Here is a 20,093-nt window from a genome sequence, read left to right on the forward strand (position 1 = left end):
GTTCATCGTCACAATAGCACCACGTCATACTGCTCTTGGGTATACACGGCCTCAACTTGAAAACGGATACTGGCGCCAATAAACTCTTCTAAGTCAGCGACACTCGACGACTCTTCGTCGAGCAAACGATCAACCACTTCTTGTGATGCCAACACCAATAAGCGCTTACTCTCGTAGGCTCTCGCCTCACGCAGTATTTCTCTAAACACTTCATAACAAACGGTTTCCGGCGATTTCATCGAGCCGCGACCATGGCAGTAACGACAGCTCTCACACAGAATATGCTCTAGGCTTTCGCGGGTGCGCTTGCGGGTCATTTCCACCAAGCCCAATTCTGACACCCCCGTGATTGAGGTCTTGGCATAGTCTTTTTCCATGGCCTTTTCCAAGGCCCGCAAGACCTGACGACGATGCTCAGGGTCTTTCATGTCGATAAAATCAATGATGATAATACCGCCGAGATTGCGCAGCCGCAGCTGTCTCGCCAGCGCCGCCGTCGCTTCTAAATTCGTCTTAAAAATGGTTTCTTCAAGATTGCGATGACCAACAAAGGCGCCGGTATTAATATCGATGGTGCTCATGGCTTCAGTTTGATCGATAATCAGGTAGCCACCCGATTTCAACTCAACCTTGCGACCAAGGGCTTTCTGAATTTCGTCTTCAACCCCATAAAGATCAAAAATCGGCCGTTCGCCGGGGTAATATTCAAGCTGGGAGGCTATTTCCGGCAAGTAATCCTCAGCAAATTGCGCCACTCGCTGAAAGCTTTCTTTGGAGTCGATACGGATTTTTTCCAAGCCTGGTCGCACCAGATCGCGCATAGTACGCATGAACAGCGGCAGGTCTTCGTAAATGACACTGGGCGCGACATCGCGCTTCATCCGCCGTTCAACCGCTACCCACAAACGTTTTAAAAATTGCACATCGGCGCGCATTTCCTCTTCGCCGGCGCCCTCTGCGGCCGTGCGCAGAATATAGCCGTCCCGCAATTCACCGCTCTCATCAAGGGCTTCCGATTCTAATAAATCGCGCAGGCGCTGGCGCTCAACTTCGTCATCAATCCGATGCGAAACGCCAATATGCGCGGCGCCAGGCATATACACCAAATAGCGTGACGACACGGATAAGCGGGTCGTTAAGCGCGCACCCTTGGTACCCATGGGATCTTTGCTAACCTGTACCGTCAGCAATTGGCCCTCGCGAATTTTAGTGCGAATATCCGCGTGTTCACCGTCGGCGGTATCTAAACTGGCAATATCTGAGGCGTGAATAAAGCCGGTGCGCTCCAAGCCAATCTCAACAAAAGCGGCCTGCATACCGGGTAAAACCCGAACCACCTTACCCTGATAAATATTACCCGCAATACCGCGAGAGCGGCTGCGCTCAATATACACTTCCTGCAACACGCCATTTTCGACCACGGCAACCCGAGTTTCGACCGGCGTGACATTGATCAGAATTTCTTCGCTCATGGCCTTACTCTAACCCGATTCCGGCTTCACTCAATAAAGCCGCCGTTTCATACAATGGTAGCCCCACCACTCCGGAATAACTGCCCGAGATGTGTTGCACAAATTTTCCCGCCGCCCCTTGTATTCCGTAGGCCCCGGCCTTGTCGTCGGCATCACCGCTAGCGACATAGCAATGAATCTGCTCGGCATTTAGATCGCCGAAGGTGACATCGGTCACCGCCAAGCTCAATCGCAATTGGCCCTTCGCATAGAGCGCCACGGCCGTCATAACCTGATGTGTACGCCCGCTCAATCGCGTCAACATTGCCCGGGCCTGCGCCCGACTTTCCGGCTTACCTAAAATATCGCCATCGACAATCACCGACGTGTCTGCAGCGATCACCGGCGCCTGCTCAACTCGGGCCACCACCGCCATGGCCTTCTCGCTAGCCATGCGCTGCACATACAGCGCCGCGTTTTCACCTGCGAGTGGCGTCTCGTCAATATCTGCGGCAACAACCTTAACGGCAATGCCGATTTGGGCGAGTAACGCCTTCCTGCGCGGTGACTGCGATGCCAGTATCACTATTTCAGACATTTCAGTAGACCGCAAATAAACGCTGCAACCAAGCAATACTCGGCCGCAAAAACAACCACAAGAAACCGGTGCTTATAATGGGTAAAAACACCAGCCAATGCGTTTGGGCAACACCATTAATATTTTGTGCCCACTGATCGACTAATATATGGAAGAGTTCCAGCAAGGAAATAAACGCAGCCTGTTTACGCAAACTAAACATACGTAAACGCTGGTATGAGACATGAATAATGTAGGCAATAACCGCCAGCGCAAACGCATTTTGACCTAGCACCACGCCCTGCAAAATATCCAGCACCATGCCGCACAGCCAACTGGCAAATATGCCAATCCGCTCCGGCAGCGCCAAGAGCCAATACACCAACGTCAGTAACAGGAAATCGGGACGGGCCCAAGCCCAATCACCGCTCAGCGGGGAAATACTCAGCAGCAGCGCTGCCAACAAACTCACTACGACAAACCACAGCCCGTGCGCATGCGATTCCACGCGCTACTCCTCTGACTTCTGCTCACTGAAAACCAGTAAGACATTGCGACTGCGATCGAGCTGCGCCATTGGCCTTGCCCGCACTTCGGCAAAGGGCTGACCGGGGTCAATGGATACGTCAGTGACCTCACCAACAGGGTAGCCACCGGGGAAGCGACCACCCAAGCCCGAGCTAACCAAAAGATCGCCAATTTGAATATCGGTGGTAGCCGCAACATGCGTTAGGGTCAGCTCGTCTATGAGTCCGGTGCCTTCGGCAATCGCCCGTAAGCCATTGCGACTCACTCGTACCGGCAAGGCATGGGCGCTATCGGTAATTAATAACACCCTACTCTGCAATAAACCCACTTCTATAATTTGACCGAGTAAGCCTGTGGCATCAATAACAGGCTGACCAACAAAAGCACCATCGCGGCTGCCTTTATCAACGACCAGCTGATGGCGATTGGGGTCGGAGGCAACGGCCACCACTTCGGCGACGACAACCGTGTCATTAATACGCTCGGCAGAATTCATTAACTCCCGCAACCGCACGTTCTCGGCGCGAAGTTCAATGTATTTTTGCAGTTTGGCATTCAGAATTAAGGACTCAGCGCGCAGCCGCTCGTTATCGTCCATTAGCTCACGACGCGTACTCAGCATGTCGCTAAATTCACTCAGCATTTTGCTGGGCACATCGACTACCCAGTAAAATGGCGCAGCTACAAGCGATAATTGCGTGCGCACCGGCGCCATAAAGTCTAGTCGTTGCCCGACCAAAATAAGCGCGAGCGCGATACCACCAAACAGCAGTAGACGCCCGCCAACCGAGGACTCATTCGAGAATACCGGCTTAATTGCCTCGTCCTCCCTCTACAGGGCGAATCATTATTACTCTGCAGACAATATGTCGAGGTGATGCCGATCCATCATTTCCAGCGCCTTGCCACCACCACGGGCAACACAGGTCAGCGGGTCTTCGGCAATAATGACTGGCAGCGCACTTTCATCGGCAATTAACTGATCAATACCACGCAACAGCGCGCCACCACCCGTCAAAACAATACCGGTTTCGGCAATGTCCGCCGCCAACTCTGGCGGCGACTGCTCCAGCGCGCGTTTAACGCCCTGAATAATTACCTGCAGAGGTTCCTGCAGCGCTTCCAGTATTTCGTCGCTGTTCAAAGTAAAGCGACGAGGAATACCCTCGGCCAGATTGCGGCCACGCACATCAATTTCACGCAGCTCACTGCCGGGGTAGGCGCAGCCAATTTCCTGCTTAATTCGCTCAGCGGTCGCGTCGCCAATCAAGCTGCCGTAGGTGCGGCGCACATGGGTGACAATCGCTTCGTCGAAACGATCACCACCAACGCGCACAGAATCAGAATAGACGACGCCGTTCAAAGAAATAATAGCAATTTCAGTGGTACCACCACCGATATCCACCACCATAGAACCCGAAGCTTCGCCAACTCGCAGACCAGCACCAATTGCGGCGGCCATGGGCTCTTCGATTAAACGCACTTCACGGGCACCGGCACTGAGTACCGATTCGCGAATCGCGCGGCGCTCAACTTGAGTACTTTTGCAGGGTACGCTGACCAACACCCGAGGGCTGGGTCGAATAAAACTATTTTGATGTACCAATTTAATAAAATGCTGCAGCATTTTCTCGGTCACCTGGAAGTCGGCAATAACGCCGTCTTTTAATGGCCGAATGGCGGTGATATTACCGGGCGTCCGTCCCAACATGCGCTTGGCTTCCATACCAACCGCCTCAATGGTTTTCTGACCATTGTGCACGCGAATAGCTACTACCGAGGGCTCATCGAGAACGATGCCCTGACCTCGAACATAAATAAGCGTATTTGCTGTTCCAAGATCGATAGCTAAATCGTTGGAGAACATGCCACGAATTCGTTTAAACATTAGTATGTATCACCTTATACGGCCCGTATATTTAGACTAGAGCCAGGCTAAAGAGACGCGAAGAGATTGCCACCCGGCAATTTTCGCATGCCCCTGAATTGAAAACTTTGCCACTCTATCAATGGCAGGGATTTAGGGCAAGGCGCAAATATGATAAGTTTACGGGTTTACTGCTGTCTGCCAAGCAATCTCGGTGCCACGCTCAAGCAAAACACCGAAAAAACACGCCTGCGCCAGCCTATTACCGACGAATTTAGGTGACCCATGAGTTTAGACCAGAACGAAATTAGCAAGCTGGCCAGACTGGCACGCATCAACGTTGCCGACAGTGAAACCGAAGAACTCAGTCAGCGCATTGGCGATATTTTAGATATGGTCGATGTTATGCAAGCGGTGGACACCAGCAATGTAGTGGCCATGGCCAATCCTCACGACGCTGTTCAGCGCCTGCGCGCCGACGAAGTGAGTGAAACCAATCAGCGTGATCACTTCCAAACTATTGCCCCGCAGACCGAAGACGGCCTGTATTTGGTTCCCCAAGTTATTGAGTGAGACCAATGGGCACCAGCTGCCCACCGCGCGACATCCACATTAAACATATTGCCAAGAGCTACATATATATGCCCAATCACACGGTTGCCGACATCCTCCGCGGACTGGAGGCCAAAACCTTCTCCAGCGAAGAAATTACCCAACAGTATTTAGACGCTATTGTCGCCCACGACCCGCGGTATAACAGTTATATCACCGTGACCGCTGACGCGGCCTTAGCGCAAGCCCGCGCCGCCGATCAAGCTCGCCAAAATGGCAATGGCGGCCTGCTGTGCGGCGTGCCCATCGCCCATAAAGATATTTTTTGCACAGAAGGCGTGCGCACCAGCTGCGCCTCTAAAATGCTCGACAATTTTATCGCACCCTATAACGCCACGGTCGTTAGCAAAATGGCGCAAGCGGGTACCGTTACCTTGGGTAAAACCAATATGGACGAGTTCGCCATGGGCTCATCCAATGAAACCAGCTTTTACGGCAAGGTACACAATCCCTGGAATACCGACTGCGTACCCGGCGGCTCGTCTGGCGGCTCAGCCGCAGCAATTGCCGCCGGTCTCGCGCCAGCCGCTACCGGAACCGACACCGGCGGCTCCATCCGCCAACCCGCAGCGCTGTGCGGCCTAACCGGCATCAAACCGACCTATGGCCGCGTGTCTCGCTACGGCATGATCGCCTTCGCCTCGAGCCTCGACCAAGCCGGGCCCATGGCCAAAACCGCCGAAGACAATGCCCTGCTCTTACAGGCAATGGCGGGCTTTGACCCCCTCGACAGCACCAGCATGCAGCTCGCGGTGCCTGACTTTGTCGGCAACCTAAACAAAGATCTTAAAGGCTTAAAAATCGGCGTACCGAAAGAGTATTTCAGCGAAGGCCTTGATCCCGCCATCGGCGCGGCGGTTGAAGCCGCACTGGACGAATACCGCAAACTCGGCGCCGAGATAAAAGCCATTAGTTTGCCCCATACCCATTTGGCCGTACCTTGCTACTATATTATTGCCCCCGCAGAAGCCTCGGCGAATTTATCTCGCTTCGACGGCGTGCGCTACGGCTACCGCTGCGAAAACCCCAAAGACCTCGACGACCTCTACACCCGCACCCGCGCCGAAGGTTTTGGCGCCGAAGTTAAACGCCGCATTCTCATCGGCACCTATGCGCTGTCATCGGGTTTTTACGATGCTTACTACCGCAAGGCCCAGCAGATTCGCCGTCTGATCAAACAGGACTTCGACGCAGCATTTAAGGAGGTCGACATGATCGCCGGCCCCACCACCCCAAACCCTGCCTTTGCACTGGGCGAGAAAGTCAGCGATCCGCTAACCATGTACCTTGAAGACATTTACACCATTGCAGTGAATTTGGCGGGCCTACCTGCTATTTCACTCCCAGTGGGCTTTACCCAAGGCAAACCCATTGGCCTGCAATTGATTGGCCGCGACTTTGACGAGGCGAGCCTACTCGCCGCCGCCCATCAATATCAACAACGCAGCGACTGGCACCGTCAAGCCGCGCCCGGCAGCGTATAAAGGAAAGCATTATGGAATGGGAAGTAGTTATTGGCCTGGAAGTACACGTCCAGCTCAACACCAAAACAAAGATTTTCTCCGGCTCCAGTACCGCCTTTGGCGCCGCGCCCAACACCCAGGCCAGCGCAGTCGATCTGGCCCTGCCTGGCACCCTGCCGGTACTCAATGAACAGGCACTGAAAAAAGCCATACTATTTGGTCTCGCGATCGATGCCGATATTTGCATGGCCTCGGTGTTCGATCGCAAAAATTATTTCTACCCCGATTTGCCCAAGGGCTACCAGACCACACAAATGGACTTTCCCATCGTTGGCCCTGGCATTGTCACTATCAACTTAGCCGACGGCAGCAGCCGCGATATTCGCGTGCACCATGCCCACCTGGAAGAAGACGCGGGTAAATCCCTGCACGAAGATTACCGCGGCATGACGGGTATCGATCTCAACCGCGCTGGCACGCCCTTAATCGAGATCGTCTCTGAACCCGATCTACGCAGCGCCGAAGAAGCGGTGGCGTATTTACGTAAAATTCACTCCATTGTGACTTACCTCGACATTTCCGACGGCGATATGTCTCAGGGCTCATTGCGCTGCGATGCCAACGTCTCGGTACGCCCCAAAGGCCAAGCCGAATATGGCACCCGCGCAGAAATTAAAAACATCAATTCCTTCCGCTTTGTTGAGCGCGCAATCAAGGTTGAAACCCAACGCCAGATAGAATTGATTGAAGACGGCGGCAAAGTTAAACAAGAAACCCGTCTTTACGACAGCGACAAGAACGAAACCCGCGGCATGCGCAGCAAAGAAGAAGCCAATGACTACCGCTACTTCCCCTGCCCTGATTTACTGCCAGTGGTTATTGAGCAGGACTTAGTCGACCAGCTCAAAACCACCATGCCCGAGCTACCCGACGCCAAACGTCAACGCTTTGAACAAGCCTATGGTTTGTCGAGCTACGATGCCGCTTTGCTCACCACCGAGCGCGCCATTGCCGATTATTTTGAAGCCGCAGCCGATGCCGCGGGCGACGCCAAGCTCGCCGCCAACTGGGTGAACGGCGAACTCTCCGCCGCGCTCAATCGCGACAGCCTCGGCATTGCCATTAGCCCCGTTAGCGCAAGCCAGCTCGGCGGTTTAATCCAGCGTATTGTCGACAACAGCATCTCCGGCAAAATCGCCAAGCAGGTCTTTGAAGCACTGTGGAACGGCGAAGGCGACAGCGCCGATGCCATCATCGACAGCAAGGGTTTAAAACAAGTTTCCGACACCGGCGCCCTTGGCGCGATGGTCGACGACGTACTCGCCGCCAACCCCGATCAAGTAGAGCAATTCCGCGGCGCCGACGAAGGCAAGCGCAAAAAAATGCTGGGCTACTTTGTTGGCCAAATTATGAAAGCGTCCAAGGGCCAAGCCAACCCCGGCGTGATCAACAAACTTTTAAACGAAAAGCTGGGCAGCTAAGCACTGCCCCCACAAGCCACAAGGTAATGTAAATACTATGAAAAAAGACAAAGAAAAGGTTCTAGACGAAGTATGGACCGAAGACCGGGTTAGGGAGTTTTTGGCCTCTGAGCCCAAAGCAGGTACCGATGCGGATTTTCACGCCCTGCTCAAAGCCTACCAAAGCATGCGCGCCGATGATTTCGAACTGTTTATTGGCATGTTCCTAGAGACCAATCGCAATCTCAATGCCACCGACAAAGCTGGGCGCACCGTACTCAGCTACGCCAAAGAACACCGCAACTCCGGCGAGCACGTTGCCGCCTTAGAGGCCAAGGGCGCCCTTTAAGCCTGCCCTCAGCTACCGCGACTGCGACTAAAGCGGTCGCGGTTTTCCTGTTTTTTAGCCTCGCTTTTACGCAGCATAATATACACCGCACCCGCGCCACCATGCTGGGGCTGCGCGCTGCAATAAGCCTGTATCTCCTCCATTTCTGGCAGCCAGCGATTCACATAAGACTTTAATACCGCCCCATTGGAACTGCTATTGTGGCCGCGACCATGGACAATGATCACCGCCCGCAAATCCAATTTCATGGCCTCGCGAATAAATTCAAAAACCTCTAGACGCGCCTTTTCGACCGTCATTTTGTGCAGATCTAAACTCGCCTCAATGCGGTATTTACCCTGTTTTAAGCGCCGAAACACGCCGTGTTGCACGCCTTCGCGCTTAAACTCCAAAATATGGTAGGGATCGAGTAATTCAATATCCCCGGTCGATAAAAAATTTCGGCGCTCGCTGCGCGCCGTGGCAGCCTCGCGACGGGCGGCAATATTAATATTATCGACGCCCTGTTTTTTCAGGGCAATCCGCGCATCGACCTCAAGGCGTTTGACACCACTCATCTCTTGGGCGAACAATTGCTCTTCTTCGTCCATGCTCACCTCCGTATAGGGTTAATTTATGCCTAACAGCCGCACCTCACACACCGGTCCGCCAAGCTCCACCGCCCAATGTCCGCTCTGCGGCCAAAACAATCAATGCGCCGTTGCGGCTGGCAGTGCGCCAAGCAATTGTTGGTGCATGACCGCCACCCTCGACACCGCAGCAAAACAACAGGCTGCAAGCCTTGCTGGGCCTCAGCGCTGTATCTGCGCAGCCTGTGGCCGCCCCAGCGACGACAAATAGCTGAGATCAGACCTATAAGGACTAAGCACTAAGGCGTTGTTGTCACCATTTTCTCATAACGAGCGCACTCTGGGGTCGATTGATCGCCCCGGCTTGTAATTTCGTCGCAACTTAAGGCCGCCATTGATTCCATGCAAGCACTCGCTGGCGCATAGAGCGGATGGGCGCTAGCCACATTCGCGAACTGCTGCTGTATGCTGACACAGGCCCCTTCCATGCTCTGTAAAATCATGGCGCGCATTTCCGGCGATAAATCGCTTTCAGCAACATCTGTTAGTGCACACGACTTCAGTTTTTCGCACATCGAATGGTAGGCCTCCTCTAAAGCAGCGGCTTGCGCCAACGACGTCAGAGCCATCAAGGCAAAGAGTAAAACCATTAAATTCCTTTTCATTTAACTTAGCTCCCCTGCAAATAAATATTCAAACCGCCACTGCACTTTTTAAAAGTGCCAAACAAGGATAAGCTGAAAACCCGAGATCAACCAGACCACATCGACTTTCCAAATCCATAGCGACAGCGGTAATACAATATGACAGCAAGCCCACTCAGCGGCCCAGATTATTTACTCCGGGGTTTTAAAATAATACGCCAACCGGGCATTCGCTTGTTTGTCGCGATTCCGCTGCTGATTAACATTATTATTTTTGGCGCCTTCACCACGCTCACCCTCGACGCCATGAACGGCTGGATTAACCAGGTTATTGAATGGCTGCCGAGCTGGCTGGATTTTCTACGCTGGATACTGTGGCCACTGGCGGTGATTTTAGTGCTCGCCATCGTGATGTATATCTTCAGTACCGTGGCCAATATCATCTCCGCGCCATTTAATGGCTTGTTGGCCGAGAAAGTTGAGGAAATGCTCACCGGTGAGGAAGTGGCTGGCCGCGAGACCATAGCCATGGCGATTGCCAGCTTCCCCAAAAGTATCGGCCGCGAATGCCAAAAGCTGCTCTATTACCTCGGTTTTGCCATACTAACCTTAATTGCGAGCTTTGTGATTTCGCCCTTGGCGCCCTTGCTGTGGTTCGCGCTTAACGCGTGGATGATGGCCATCGAGTATTGCGACTATCCAATGGACAATCACAAGCTGAGTTTTAAAGAGGCAAGGAAACGTGTCGGCAGTCAGCGCGGCACCAGCTTTAGCTTTGGCGCCTTGGTGATGTTGGGCACCATGGTACCCATCTTGAATTTATTTATTATGCCCGCCGCCGTGTGCGGCGGGACCTTGATGTGGGTCGAGCGCTTTAAACATCAGCCATCGTAAAAAACGAAATTAACGTAAAAGATGCTCAGGGGGGCGGATACACGGTAATTTCATACCCAAGGCCTCTTCCATATTGGGCAGCAAGAAGGCATCGTCTTCACAGGCGAAGCTAATCGAGGTGCCGGTTGCGCCAGCTCGGCCAGTGCGCCCAATCCGATGCACGTAATCCTCGGCATCTTCGGGCAACACATAGTTAATGACGTGACTAACACCGTTGACGTGAATGCCGCGCCCCGCCACATCGGTGGCCACCAAACAGTCAATTTCGCCGTCTTTAAATTGCTGCAAGGTCCGTGAGCGTTTGTTTTGGGGAATTTCGCCAGACAGGATCCCGCAGCGAATTCCCGCCTTCTGCATTTTCTCAAATAAACGACGGGTTTCATCCCGGCGATTAACAAAAATAATGACGCTGGTTGCATGCTCTTCACGGACAATATTCAGCAACAAACGGTATTTATCTTGAGATTCAACCAAATACACTTTTTGGTCAACCGTGTCCGTCGCCACACTCTCGGGTTCGATTTCGATTTTAACCGGCTCTTTGGTCCACTGTTCAGTGAGCCGCATAATATCGTCGGTAAAGGTGGCGCTGAACAGTAAGGTTTGGCGATGATTGGTACTGGGCGTGGCCCGCACTATCCGTTTAACCTGGGGAATAAAGCCCATATCTAACATACGGTCGGCTTCGTCTATCACCAAAATTTCAATTTGGTCCAGATACAGATCTTTACGGCCTTCAAAGTCGAGTAGGCGACCGGGCGTTGCCACCACAATATCGACCATACCCTTTAATTTATCCTGCTGTTTCTGGTAATCCATACCGCCAATCAGGGTCACTACGTTTAAACCGCAGTACTTACCGAGAGCTCGCGCGTCTTCACCAATTTGCACCACTAATTCACGAGTTGGGGCAATAACCAAGGCGCGCGGCTCACCGGCAAAGCGCTCTTCTTCTATGGGGTTATTCAGCAGATCATTAAAAATAGTAATCAAAAACGCAGCGGTTTTGCCGGTGCCCGTTTGGGCCTTACCGATCACATCATTGCCCCGCAGGGTGTGAGGTAATGACACCGCTTGGATGGGCGAGCAGTACTTAAAACCAGTATCGGCAATGCCGTGCATTAAGCTCAAATCAAGGCCCAAGTCATGAAAACGCGTTTTGCCTTCTTCGGCCGGCACCGGGAATTCGTCTAGGGTCCACTCCGGCTCAGCTGGCTTTTGCTTTTCGGCTCCACTGCGACCTCGTGGCGAGCGCTTGCTTGCAGAAACAGCTTCCGCGCCCTGCCTGTCTGCAACCGCAGCCTGTTCTGGCGTTGACGATACTTTACCTGAGCCAAATAACTTTTTTAACAAAATTCACTCTTCTTAAATTGCGCAATAATCAGCCATTCTAGCACCATTCTCTGGTAAGACGCCCAAATGCCATTGCCGCCTGTTATTTTTTACTTTATCGACGTTTGCGAATCAGCTACGTCTACTTTTTGCTGTTCTAAGGGAGGCGGCGATGATGATATAACTTGCTCTGTAAGCGGCGGTTTTAATGGTGCCTCCGCAGCCGGCGGCTCCGATATCGCATTCTGATACGGCACTGCTACAGGCTCTTCCGCCAGCCGCGTTGCTGCAGCCCTTGCCTCATTACTCGCCACAATGCGTGCCCGCGCCTGCCGATCAAGATAATAGTCCGCGCTAAACCACCGCCCGCCGCCACTAAACAGTAAACTAAGCAGCATAATAAAATACGTCGCGGCAAACTCAATACCATTGTTGAGCACGGCGATATTGCCTTTTTCCGTTAACCAAACGTAGTTACCGTGCTCGCTAAGAATATCTGCCGCTCGGTCAAGCCTATCGCCAACCGCCTGGCTATTTTCCAAACTGGCGCGCGCCGCAGGCAAACCCAAATCGGCCAAGGGTTTGGCGGTACTGGTGGCAGGGTCAGCGGGGGCGATCGCAAACCAGCCGTTATCCCAATGTACGGTGATTGCCGCCACCAACATGACCACCATTAGGGGAATGCTTACCCAGCGCACAGCCAGTCCAAACAGCAGTAAAAAACCACCCAGCAACTCGGTATAGGTGAGCAATTGCGCGAGTAGCTCTGGTTCTGGCAATCCAAGGCCGCTCCCTAGCCACTGGGCAGTTGCGTCGAGATGGCGAAATTTATATAAGCCTGCGGCGATCATGACCGGTGCCAAGTACAAGCGAATCAGCAGCGGCGCCAAGCCGTCCAGTTTCCCCAATATACCAAAAAAGAAATCGTGTACGCCGTAATACGCCCTGAAGAGCAAAGCCATAATCATCCCTCTTTTTTATAATTATTTAGATGGTACTGATCAAAAGTATAACTAGGTGCGCGCCAAACTGCACACCGGGCAGGCCGGGTCTGGGCGGAGATTTAATTGCCTCAGCTCCATATTAATGCCGTCGATCAGCAGTAAACGTCCCACCAAAGGCTCACCCAAACCCGACAAGCACTTGAGCGCCTCCAGCGCCTGCATGCTGCCAATAATGCCCACGACAGGCGCGAGCACCCCACTCTCTGAACAATTGAGCGCCGCGTCATCGGCCTCGTGGTAGAGGCAACGATAGCAGGGAGAGTTGTCGCGGCGAAAATCAAACACACTCAACTGCCCTTCACCGCGAATGGCCGCGCCGGAAACCAAAGGTTTACGCGCGCTATAACAGGCTTGGTTCAAGGCAAAGCGAGTAGTGAAGTTATCGCTGGCATCCACCACAAGATCGACCTCGGCCACCGCCTTCAGCAACGCGTCACCACTCAGTCGCACTGGGTAATTCAACAATCTAGTGTCGCTATTTATCGCGCTAATGCTGGCGGCCACTGAGTCGACTTTTAAGCGGCCAATATCACTGCTGCCATGGGCGATCTGGCGTTGCAAATTGCTTAAATCAACGGTGTCATCATCGGCCAGATGCAGCTCGCCCACCCCCGAGGCTGCTAAGTACAGGGCAACTGGGCAACCCAAGCCGCCCATGCCAACGATAAGCACACGGCTAGCCAGTAGGGCCTCTTGGCCGTCGACATCCAAACCTGGCAATAAAATATGACGACTATAGCGCAGCAATTGTTCGTCATTCATTACGCCAGACTCCCCAGCTAATTCGTTCATTACCGCCGTAGTCACGACGGGATTCAACATTACTAAAACCGCGCTCGCTCAGCACCTCGCGCACCGCTGCAGCTTGTTGAAAACCGTGTTCCAACAACAGCACCCCACCCTCGGCCAAATAGCTCGGCGCTTGGCTAATAATATGTTTGAGATCCGCCATGCCGCTATCCGCCGCAACCAGGGCCGAGCGCGGTTCAAAACGCACGTCGCCTTCAAGCAAGTGCGGATCATCGGGGTCGATATAGGGCGGGTTACTGACAATCAATTGATATTGCGTGGCATCGATGGCAGCAAACCAGTCGGACTGCAGAAAGCACACATTACTCAGGCCAAGTGCAACACGATTTGATTCCGCCAAGGCCACTGCTTCCGCAACATAATCCAAACCCAAAACGGCGGCATCGGCCCGCTCCGAGGCCAGCGCCAAGGCAATTGCGCCGGTGCCAGTGCCTAAATCGAGAATCTGTGGTTTGTCCTGACTAATTATTATTTCAAGCGCACGCTCAACCAAGCACTCGGTATCCGGACGGGGAATCAAACTGGCGGGGGACACGGCCAGCGGCAGCGACCAAAAGTCACGATACCCCAAAATATGAGCGATTGGTTCGCCAGCCAGACGCCGTGTAAACAGACCTTGAAATTGCGCCTGCTCCGTCGCCGTCAACTCCCGCTCCGGCCAGCTGTATAAATAACTGCGGGGCTTGTTTAGGCAGTGGCAAAGCAGGAGTGCCGTATCGAGGTCGGCGCTGTCACTCAGCGCCGCTAATTGTCCGCGATACGCGAGGGCGTCAGCAATGCTGAGGCTCGACATTATTCCGCCAGCGCCGCCAAGAGATCGGCTTGGTATTCTTGGCGCAGCGGCGAAATAATATGATCGACCTCGCCCTGTACGAATTCGTCTAGTTTATACAGCGTAAGGTTAATACGGTGATCAGTTACCCGGCCCTGAGGAAAATTATACGTGCGAATACGCTCAGAGCGGTCGCCACTGCCGACCAAGTTGCGGCGCTCGGTCGCCTGCTCCGCCAGATTTTTGCTATTCGCGGCATCGTTCACTTTTGCTGTTAACAAGGACATCGCCCGCGCCTTGTTTTTATGCTGCGAGCGCTCGTCCTGACACTCCACCACAATACCGGTAGGAATGTGAACAATACGCACCGCCGAATCCGTGGTATTAACGTGCTGACCACCAGCGCCGCTCGAGCGAAAGGTGTCGATGCGCAGATCACCTTTATTGATTAATATTTCATCGGCTTCTTCCGGCTCAGCCATCACCGCCACCGTGCAGGCCGAGGTATGAATACGCCCCTGGGATTCGGTTTCGGGTACGCGCTGCACGCGGTGGGCACCAGACTCAAATTTGAGATGACCATACACCTCTTGGCCCGCCACCCGACTAATAATTTCTTTGTAGCCGCCGTGTTCACCTTGGCGCTCGCTCAGCACCTCAACACGCCAGCCCTTGCGCTCGGCGTAACGGGAGTACATACGAAACAGGTCCCCGGCAAAAATAGCCGCTTCGTCGCCACCGGTACCGGCGCGAATTTCCAAAAACACGTTATGGGAGTCATTCGGGTCTTTGGGCAGCAGCAAGGTTTGCAGTTCTACTTCCAAGGTTTCTAATTTGGCTTTTGCTGCCTTAACTTCGTCTTCAGCCATTTCCCGCATATCGGCATCGTCTTCGCTCAACATAGCGGTGGCTTCAGCCAAATCTTCAGCAACTTGACGGTAGTGCCCATAGCTTTGCACCACCGACTCTATTTCTGCGTATTCCTGCGACAGACCGCGAAAGCGATCTTGATTGCCAATAATTTCTGGGTCGCTCAGCAGGGCGCCGATCTCTTCGTAGCGATCAAGTAAATTGTCGAGTTTGCTGACAAGGGAGGCCTTCATATTTACTCACTTAATTAAGGTATGGGGTGGCTTAGGAGTCGCTGTCTTTAAGCTGAAATAACTCCCGCGCCCAGTGGACGAGGTCAGCTCGACCTTTCGCGCCCGCCGCTTTTATTTGGGTTGTAGGGCTATGTAGTAATTTATTGGTCAAGCCCCGAGCCAATTGCTCTAGCACTTGCTCGGCATCGTCACCCTTGGCCAATTGCCGCAAGGCGCGCTCTAACTCGGCATCGCGATACTCTTCCGCTTTGGCGCGATAATCTCGCACTGTATCAACCGCATCTAAAGCGCGAAGTTGCGTCTGCCACTCGAGCAAAGCCTTTGCAATAATATCGCCAGCCTTATGGGCTTCACTTTGTCTGGCGCGCTTATTCTCTTCAACGATTTCGCGTAAATCATCTACCGTGTATAAATAGACATCGGCCAGCTCGGCGACCTGCGGCTCAATATCCCTCGGTACGGCGATATCAACCATGACCATGGGCCGATGTTTACGCTTTTTCAGTGCAACTTCCACCGCACCTTTACCGAGAATAGGCAATTGGCTAGCCGTCGACGCCACCACAATATCGGCATCGACCAAATATTTCGGCATATCAGACAACATCACTGCCTCGCCATTAAACTGCTCGGCTAAAAGCCGCGCCCGGTCTAAGGTTCGATTGGCAATAATAATACGTTTTACGCCCTTGTCTTGAAGATGGCGGGCTACTAGTTCGATGGTTTCGCCCGCGCCAATCAATAGTGCAGTACAACTGCTCAGCGAGGAAAACACATGCTGAGTGAGATTTACTGCCGCATACGCCACCGACACTGGGTTTTCACCAATACCCGTATCGGTGCGCACCCGCTTGGCGACCGAAAACACTTGGGCAAAGGTGCGATGCAAGGCGCCATTGGCGGTGCCAGCCTCAACCGCTTGGGCGTAGGCGGTCTTCATCTGGCCTAGAATCTGGGGCTCCCCGAGCACCATGGAGTCGAGACCCGCGGCCACTTCCATCATATGCTTTAGGGCATCTTGGCCACGACAATCGTAGATACAGGCGGCTAACTCAGCGCGATCAATACGATGATAACCCGCCAACCAGTCCACCATACTATGGACGGTGGCATCGGCAGCGTCATTGAGCACCCCATATAATTCCGTGCGATTACAGGTCGAGAGAATTGCCAACTCAGATACACCAATACACGTAAGCGCATCACGCAGCGCGAGTGGCATTTGCTCAGGCACAAACGCCACGCGCTCGCGCACCGCGACCGGGGCCGAGTTGTGGTTAATGCCGATTACGAGCAGATTCATGAAATATGGGACGCCTGACTTTCCGTTTAACGCGGGAGCAAGGGTGAATTTTAGCAAGATGAAGGCCAAATGTGGATTTTATTCCCACCTTGAGCCAAACATTGTTGATCGGCGAATTAAACTTGCCGTCAATTGTCCTAACTTATAGCCCTAACCCATAAGCAAGAGCCATGCTAACATTGGCCATCAAAACCTCGGTGATCACTATTTATGCGTTCTGTCTTACCAAGCCTGTTATTCACATTGATGCTACTGAGCGGCTGCGCCAGCCTAGTATCTGAGCCTGAGACAAGCCCTTCGGAAGAGGCCCGCCCAACGGTCAGCGAAAAGCCCCTGCGCCCCTTCCCCGAGGACACGTTTTTCGACCTCCTCGTTGCCGAAGTAGCCCTGCGCTACCACGACCTAGACACCGCACTGGACAACTACAGCTACCAAGCCGATAAAACTAGCGATCGCGGTGTCATCACCACCACAGCTCGACTCGCGCAATACCTAAACCGCGATCAAGTGGCCCAAAAATACGCGCAACAGTGGTTACAATTCGAGCCAGAAAGCGCCGAAGCCCACTATATATTGGCTTCGTCACTGTCGCGCAGCCAACGCCCCTTGGACGCATTCCCGCACATGGCCAAGGTCATGGAATTAGGAGGCGAAAGTAACTTCGCGGCCTTGGCCGCCACCGTTCTCTCTCGCTCCGAAGCGGAACAAAGCACCTTCTTGCAACAACTAAATACCCAGCTAGACCGCTACCCAGGGGAAAACTCCCTCAAGATTGCCAAAGCACTTATGCTCCAGTATCAGCAGCAAGAGACCGCAGCCCTAGCGCTTATTCAACAGGTACTCATCGACGAGCCAGACAACCCCCACGCCCTGCTCATTGAAACACGCACCCTAGCCCAGTTAGGGCGAGACGATGAAGCGCTGACCCGCCTGCGCTACGCGGTAGACCAAAACCCCAACCACAAGCGCCTCCGCCACGACCTCGCCCGACGCCTGGTGAAAACCGACCTCTACCAAGCCAAGGCGCAATACGAGCTACTGGTTAGGCAAAATCCTGACGACAACGACCTGCTACTAGAGCTCATGCTGATCAATCGCGAACTCAGCAATACCGACGAGGCTGCCCAACAGCTTGAATCCCTTAGCGACACCCCCGCCCACAGCAGTCGCGCCCACTACGTACTCGGCCGTCTAGCCGAAGAAGACCGCAACTGGCCCGAAGCCATTGCCCACTATGAGCAAGCCGTTACCAACCCCGAGTTCAATCCTGCCAGTCAGCGTCTGGCCAGTATCTCATTAAGCATCGACGGCGCCGAAAAAACCCTGGAGCGCTTACAATCCCTGCGCTTACGCATGCCTGAACACAGCAGCCTAATTTACTTACTGGAAGCGGAAATACTGCGCAAAGAGACCCAGTATCAACGCGGCTACGATCTACTGAGCAGCGCCCTAGCAACCACGCCCGATGACGAACAGCTGCGCTACGCCCGCTCCCTGTTTAGCGAGAAACTCGGCAACCTCGATGGCGTCGAAACCGACCTCAGGCACATTATTGCTCGCGATCCAGAGAATGCGACGGCGCTAAATGCCCTCGGCTACAGTTTGGCCAACCTCAGCTCCCGGCTTGATGAGGCCGAAACCCTCGTTAAGCGCGCCCTCCTTATCGAACCCGAAGACGCGGCCATTATCGACAGCTACGGCTGGATACTGTTTCTCAAAGGCAATATTGACGGCGCAGTGAAAGTACTAGAAAAGGCCTATAGCAAAAGCCAGGATCACGAAATTGCCGCTCACTTTGGCGAAGCCCTCTGGAACAGCGGCGATGAGCAGCGCGCGAAAACCGTGTGGAAGGCCGGCCTTAAAGACACCCCAAACAGCCCAATTATTTTTGACACTCTGCGCAGACTGAAGTTACTTAATGACTAGATTACCGAAAACAGCGCTTACTCAGACTAAGCTCGCCGTCATCGCTGCACTCATAATATTGACGGGCTGCGCCGCCAGCCCCGAGCGCTACCAAGATAATAGCGCCGAGCAATGGCAACTAAAGGGCAAAATAGGCCTTTGGCACGGCGACAAAAAAGAAAGCGCCACCATCGACTGGAAGCAATGCAGCACCGACAGCATGCACATCCGCCTCAGCGGCCCACTCGGCAGTGGCGCCATTGAACTATTTGCTGACAGCGATGGCGCCAGTCTTAGCCAAAACGGCGAAACCCGTCGCGCCGCGAGCATCGAAAGCCTCGCTGCACAAGCGCAATGGCCCCTGCCGGTTGACGCTCTACGCCTGTGGGTACGAGGTCGCGCCGCGCCGCAACTCGAGTTGCGCAGCCGAATAAATACGCGCGGCCAACTTGAAGAACTCGAACAAGCCGGCTGGACCATACGTTATCGCTACAGCGAGCCCGACCAAACGCTGCCGGAACGGGTTGAAGCCAAGTCGGCAGACACCCGCCTAACCCTAATTATTCGCGATTGGAGCGAACAAACCGGCACGTGTACGCCACAATGACGACAATAGAGCTGCCCTGCCCCGCAAAAATAAATTTATTTCTGAATATCACCGGCCGCCGCGCCGACGGCTATCACGAACTGCAAACCGTTTTCCAACTGCTCGATTACGGCGATAGTTTGCGACTTACTCGCCGCGACGACGACCAACTTTGCCTGCACCCCGAACTCGACGGCGTCGCCAGTGAAGACAACTTAATAATGCGTGCGGCGCGGCAATTACAGGCGCTCCACCCCCATAAACGCCTCGGCGCCAACCTCTCGCTCATTAAGCGCCTACCCATGGGCGGGGGTATTGGGGGCGGCAGCTCAGATGCCGCAAGCGCACTAGTGGGTCTTAACGCCCTGTGGGGTCTAAAGCTAAATTTGACGCAACTTGGCGAAATCGGCTTGAAACTTGGCGCCGACGTACCTGTTTTTGTCCACGGCAAGACGGCCTGGGCGGAGGGAATAGGCGAAAAACTTAGCCCCATAGAAACACCAGAAAGCTGGTTTGTGGTGCTAAAACCAGACTGTCATGTGTCCACTGTAGAAATTTTTTGTCATGAACAATTGACACGCCACAGCTCACCGATCAAAATAGCCGCCTTTCTTGAGGGAGGTAACGGAAATAGTTGCGAACCACTGGTTCGAAAACTGTATCCAAATGTTGATAAGGCTTTGATTTGGCTGAATCAATTCTCTCCCGCAAAGCTGACCGGAACAGGCGCGTGCGTGTTTGCCAGCTTTCAAGATCAGGCAACTGCCGAGGCAGTTTGCGCGCAGCGACCGAATAATATTGACGGTTTTGTTGCCCGAGGTGTGAACACCTCGCCACTGCATAAAGCATTGGGCATTCTGTAGC

The 20,093-nt window shown here is 53.6% G+C and carries 22 protein-coding genes; 9 read left to right on the forward strand and 13 right to left on the reverse strand.

The window, feature by feature from the left end; all coding sequences use genetic code 11:
• Nucleotides 1-8: 8 nt before the first annotated feature.
• The 5 genes from rng to HNQ57_RS12035 are packed head-to-tail and all read right to left on the reverse strand — an operon-like array spanning nucleotide 9 to nucleotide 4,444.
• A complete protein-coding gene (rng, locus tag HNQ57_RS12015; RefSeq protein WP_184463273.1) occupies nucleotides 9-1,472 on the reverse strand; it encodes a ribonuclease G in 1,464 nt (487 codons plus the stop codon).
• Nucleotides 1,473-1,476: 4 nt separating this feature from the next.
• Nucleotides 1,477-2,049 (reverse strand): Maf family protein, encoded by a 573-nt coding sequence (locus HNQ57_RS12020; RefSeq protein WP_184463275.1) that lies wholly within the window; start codon nucleotides 2,047-2,049, stop codon nucleotides 1,477-1,479.
• A gap of 1 nt (nucleotide 2,050) precedes the next feature.
• Nucleotides 2,051-2,536 (reverse strand): rod shape-determining protein MreD, encoded by a 486-nt coding sequence (gene mreD, locus HNQ57_RS12025; protein WP_184463277.1) that lies wholly within the window; start codon nucleotides 2,534-2,536, stop codon nucleotides 2,051-2,053.
• Nucleotides 2,537-2,539: 3 nt separating this feature from the next.
• Nucleotides 2,540-3,373 (reverse strand): rod shape-determining protein MreC, encoded by an 834-nt coding sequence (gene mreC, locus HNQ57_RS12030; protein ID WP_184463608.1) that lies wholly within the window; start codon nucleotides 3,371-3,373, stop codon nucleotides 2,540-2,542.
• Between the two features lie 33 nt (nucleotides 3,374-3,406).
• Nucleotides 3,407-4,444, reverse strand: coding sequence for a rod shape-determining protein (locus HNQ57_RS12035; protein WP_184463279.1), 1,038 nt, complete (start codon nucleotides 4,442-4,444; stop codon nucleotides 3,407-3,409).
• A gap of 264 nt (nucleotides 4,445-4,708) precedes the next feature.
• Between HNQ57_RS12035 and gatC the strand changes: the two genes are divergently transcribed.
• The 4 genes from gatC to HNQ57_RS12055 all read left to right on the forward strand — a co-directional run bounded on the left by gatC (nucleotide 4,709) and on the right by HNQ57_RS12055 (nucleotide 8,307).
• Nucleotides 4,709-4,996 carry an Asp-tRNA(Asn)/Glu-tRNA(Gln) amidotransferase subunit GatC gene (gene gatC, locus HNQ57_RS12040; RefSeq protein WP_184463281.1) on the forward strand — a complete coding sequence of 96 codons (288 nt, stop codon included), beginning with the start codon at nucleotides 4,709-4,711 and terminating at the stop codon, nucleotides 4,994-4,996.
• Between the two features lie 68 nt (nucleotides 4,997-5,064).
• The gene (gene gatA / locus HNQ57_RS12045; protein WP_184463283.1) at nucleotides 5,065-6,519 is read left to right on the forward strand and encodes an Asp-tRNA(Asn)/Glu-tRNA(Gln) amidotransferase subunit GatA; all 1,455 of its coding nucleotides are present in this window, start codon (nucleotides 5,065-5,067) and stop codon (nucleotides 6,517-6,519) included.
• Nucleotides 6,520-6,530: 11 nt separating this feature from the next.
• Nucleotides 6,531-7,979 carry an Asp-tRNA(Asn)/Glu-tRNA(Gln) amidotransferase subunit GatB gene (gene gatB, locus HNQ57_RS12050; protein ID WP_221301690.1) on the forward strand — a complete coding sequence of 483 codons (1,449 nt, stop codon included), beginning with the start codon at nucleotides 6,531-6,533 and terminating at the stop codon, nucleotides 7,977-7,979.
• A 37-nt stretch (nucleotides 7,980-8,016) separates the two neighbouring features.
• Nucleotides 8,017-8,307: a PA4642 family protein gene (locus tag HNQ57_RS12055; RefSeq protein ID WP_184463285.1), complete on the forward strand. Its 291-nt coding sequence runs from the start codon at nucleotides 8,017-8,019 to the stop codon at nucleotides 8,305-8,307.
• 8 nt (nucleotides 8,308-8,315) lie between these two features.
• Here the strand turns inward: HNQ57_RS12055 and smrA are convergent, their stop codons facing one another.
• Entirely contained in the window at nucleotides 8,316-8,897 is a 582-nt protein-coding gene (gene smrA, locus HNQ57_RS12060; RefSeq protein ID WP_184463287.1) for a DNA endonuclease SmrA, read from the reverse strand.
• Nucleotides 8,898-8,922: 25 nt separating this feature from the next.
• Here smrA and HNQ57_RS12065 point away from each other — a divergent pair, with 25 nt between their 5' ends.
• Nucleotides 8,923-9,147, forward strand: a complete 225-nt coding sequence (locus tag HNQ57_RS12065; protein WP_184463289.1) for a cysteine-rich CWC family protein — start codon at nucleotides 8,923-8,925, stop codon at nucleotides 9,145-9,147.
• Between the two features lie 28 nt (nucleotides 9,148-9,175).
• Here HNQ57_RS12065 and HNQ57_RS12070 read toward each other — a convergent pair whose 3' ends face one another.
• Nucleotides 9,176-9,541, reverse strand: coding sequence for a hypothetical protein (locus HNQ57_RS12070; RefSeq protein WP_184463291.1), 366 nt, complete (start codon nucleotides 9,539-9,541; stop codon nucleotides 9,176-9,178).
• Nucleotides 9,542-9,679: 138 nt separating this feature from the next.
• On the opposite strand from HNQ57_RS12070, the gene cysZ reads away from it, so the two are divergent.
• Complete coding sequence (gene cysZ, locus HNQ57_RS12075; RefSeq protein ID WP_184463293.1) at nucleotides 9,680-10,414, forward strand: sulfate transporter CysZ; 735 nt, start codon at nucleotides 9,680-9,682, stop codon at nucleotides 10,412-10,414.
• 9 nt (nucleotides 10,415-10,423) lie between these two features.
• Here cysZ and rhlB read toward each other — a convergent pair whose 3' ends face one another.
• The 6 genes from rhlB to hemA form a co-directional block, all read right to left on the reverse strand.
• Nucleotides 10,424-11,767, reverse strand: coding sequence for an ATP-dependent RNA helicase RhlB (rhlB, locus tag HNQ57_RS12080; RefSeq protein WP_184463295.1), 1,344 nt, complete (start codon nucleotides 11,765-11,767; stop codon nucleotides 10,424-10,426).
• 89 nt (nucleotides 11,768-11,856) lie between these two features.
• Complete coding sequence (locus HNQ57_RS12085) at nucleotides 11,857-12,708, reverse strand: HvfX family Cu-binding RiPP maturation protein (RefSeq protein ID WP_184463297.1); 852 nt, start codon at nucleotides 12,706-12,708, stop codon at nucleotides 11,857-11,859.
• Between the two features lie 51 nt (nucleotides 12,709-12,759).
• Nucleotides 12,760-13,512 (reverse strand): HesA/MoeB/ThiF family protein, encoded by a 753-nt coding sequence (locus HNQ57_RS12090; RefSeq protein ID WP_184463299.1) that lies wholly within the window; start codon nucleotides 13,510-13,512, stop codon nucleotides 12,760-12,762.
• Nucleotides 13,505-14,353: a peptide chain release factor N(5)-glutamine methyltransferase gene (gene prmC / locus HNQ57_RS12095; RefSeq protein WP_184463301.1), complete on the reverse strand. Its 849-nt coding sequence runs from the start codon at nucleotides 14,351-14,353 to the stop codon at nucleotides 13,505-13,507. The genes HNQ57_RS12090 and prmC overlap by 8 nt, the downstream gene beginning before the upstream one ends.
• Nucleotides 14,353-15,435: a peptide chain release factor 1 gene (prfA, locus tag HNQ57_RS12100; RefSeq protein ID WP_184463303.1), complete on the reverse strand. Its 1,083-nt coding sequence runs from the start codon at nucleotides 15,433-15,435 to the stop codon at nucleotides 14,353-14,355. The genes prmC and prfA overlap by 1 nt, the downstream gene beginning before the upstream one ends.
• A gap of 31 nt (nucleotides 15,436-15,466) precedes the next feature.
• Nucleotides 15,467-16,738 carry a glutamyl-tRNA reductase gene (gene hemA / locus HNQ57_RS12105; protein WP_184463305.1) on the reverse strand — a complete coding sequence of 424 codons (1,272 nt, stop codon included), beginning with the start codon at nucleotides 16,736-16,738 and terminating at the stop codon, nucleotides 15,467-15,469.
• 210 nt (nucleotides 16,739-16,948) lie between these two features.
• Between hemA and HNQ57_RS12110 the strand changes: the two genes are divergently transcribed.
• The 3 genes from HNQ57_RS12110 to ispE are packed head-to-tail and all read left to right on the forward strand — an operon-like array spanning nucleotide 16,949 to nucleotide 20,092.
• A complete protein-coding gene (locus HNQ57_RS12110) occupies nucleotides 16,949-18,664 on the forward strand; it encodes a tetratricopeptide repeat protein (RefSeq protein WP_184463307.1) in 1,716 nt (571 codons plus the stop codon).
• Nucleotides 18,657-19,250 carry a lipoprotein insertase outer membrane protein LolB gene (lolB, locus tag HNQ57_RS12115; protein ID WP_184463309.1) on the forward strand — a complete coding sequence of 198 codons (594 nt, stop codon included), beginning with the start codon at nucleotides 18,657-18,659 and terminating at the stop codon, nucleotides 19,248-19,250. The genes HNQ57_RS12110 and lolB overlap by 8 nt, the downstream gene beginning before the upstream one ends.
• On the forward strand, nucleotides 19,247-20,092 hold the full coding sequence (ispE, locus tag HNQ57_RS12120) for a 4-(cytidine 5'-diphospho)-2-C-methyl-D-erythritol kinase (protein ID WP_184463311.1): 846 nt from the start codon (nucleotides 19,247-19,249) through the stop codon (nucleotides 20,090-20,092). Before lolB ends, ispE begins: the two co-directional genes overlap by 4 nt.
• The last annotated feature ends 1 nt before the right edge of the window (nucleotide 20,093 follow it).

Origin of the sequence: Zhongshania antarctica (assembly GCF_014202945.1) — a bacterium.
Taxonomy (GTDB): Bacteria; Pseudomonadota; Gammaproteobacteria; order Pseudomonadales; family Spongiibacteraceae; genus Spongiibacter; species Spongiibacter antarcticus.

Excerpts from the sequence above, each read along its gene's own strand:
- gatA (WP_184463283.1), top strand. The coding sequence starts at position 5,065 with ATGCCCAATCACACGGTTGCCGACATCCTCCGCGGACTGGAGGCCAAA.
- hemA (WP_184463305.1), bottom strand. The coding sequence starts at position 16,738 with ATGAATCTGCTCGTAATCGGCATTAACCACAACTCGGCCCCGGTCGCG.
- gatC (WP_184463281.1), top strand. The coding sequence starts at position 4,709 with ATGAGTTTAGACCAGAACGAAATTAGCAAGCTGGCCAGACTGGCACGC.
- cysZ (WP_184463293.1), top strand. The coding sequence starts at position 9,680 with ATGACAGCAAGCCCACTCAGCGGCCCAGATTATTTACTCCGGGGTTTT.
- gatB (WP_221301690.1), top strand. The coding sequence starts at position 6,531 with ATGGAATGGGAAGTAGTTATTGGCCTGGAAGTACACGTCCAGCTCAAC.
- rng (WP_184463273.1), bottom strand. The coding sequence starts at position 1,472 with ATGAGCGAAGAAATTCTGATCAATGTCACGCCGGTCGAAACTCGGGTT.
- HNQ57_RS12110 (WP_184463307.1), top strand. The coding sequence starts at position 16,949 with ATGCGTTCTGTCTTACCAAGCCTGTTATTCACATTGATGCTACTGAGC.
- smrA (WP_184463287.1), bottom strand. The coding sequence starts at position 8,897 with ATGGACGAAGAAGAGCAATTGTTCGCCCAAGAGATGAGTGGTGTCAAA.
- HNQ57_RS12035 (WP_184463279.1), bottom strand. The coding sequence starts at position 4,444 with ATGTTTAAACGAATTCGTGGCATGTTCTCCAACGATTTAGCTATCGAT.
- lolB (WP_184463309.1), top strand. The coding sequence starts at position 18,657 with ATGACTAGATTACCGAAAACAGCGCTTACTCAGACTAAGCTCGCCGTC.
- HNQ57_RS12090 (WP_184463299.1), bottom strand. The coding sequence starts at position 13,512 with ATGAATGACGAACAATTGCTGCGCTATAGTCGTCATATTTTATTGCCA.
- prfA (WP_184463303.1), bottom strand. The coding sequence starts at position 15,435 with ATGAAGGCCTCCCTTGTCAGCAAACTCGACAATTTACTTGATCGCTAC.
- HNQ57_RS12055 (WP_184463285.1), top strand. The coding sequence starts at position 8,017 with ATGAAAAAAGACAAAGAAAAGGTTCTAGACGAAGTATGGACCGAAGAC.
- ispE (WP_184463311.1), top strand. The coding sequence starts at position 19,247 with ATGACGACAATAGAGCTGCCCTGCCCCGCAAAAATAAATTTATTTCTG.
- HNQ57_RS12070 (WP_184463291.1), bottom strand. The coding sequence starts at position 9,541 with ATGAAAAGGAATTTAATGGTTTTACTCTTTGCCTTGATGGCTCTGACG.
- HNQ57_RS12020 (WP_184463275.1), bottom strand. The coding sequence starts at position 2,049 with ATGTCTGAAATAGTGATACTGGCATCGCAGTCACCGCGCAGGAAGGCG.
- HNQ57_RS12065 (WP_184463289.1), top strand. The coding sequence starts at position 8,923 with ATGCCTAACAGCCGCACCTCACACACCGGTCCGCCAAGCTCCACCGCC.
- HNQ57_RS12085 (WP_184463297.1), bottom strand. The coding sequence starts at position 12,708 with ATGGCTTTGCTCTTCAGGGCGTATTACGGCGTACACGATTTCTTTTTT.
- prmC (WP_184463301.1), bottom strand. The coding sequence starts at position 14,353 with ATGTCGAGCCTCAGCATTGCTGACGCCCTCGCGTATCGCGGACAATTA.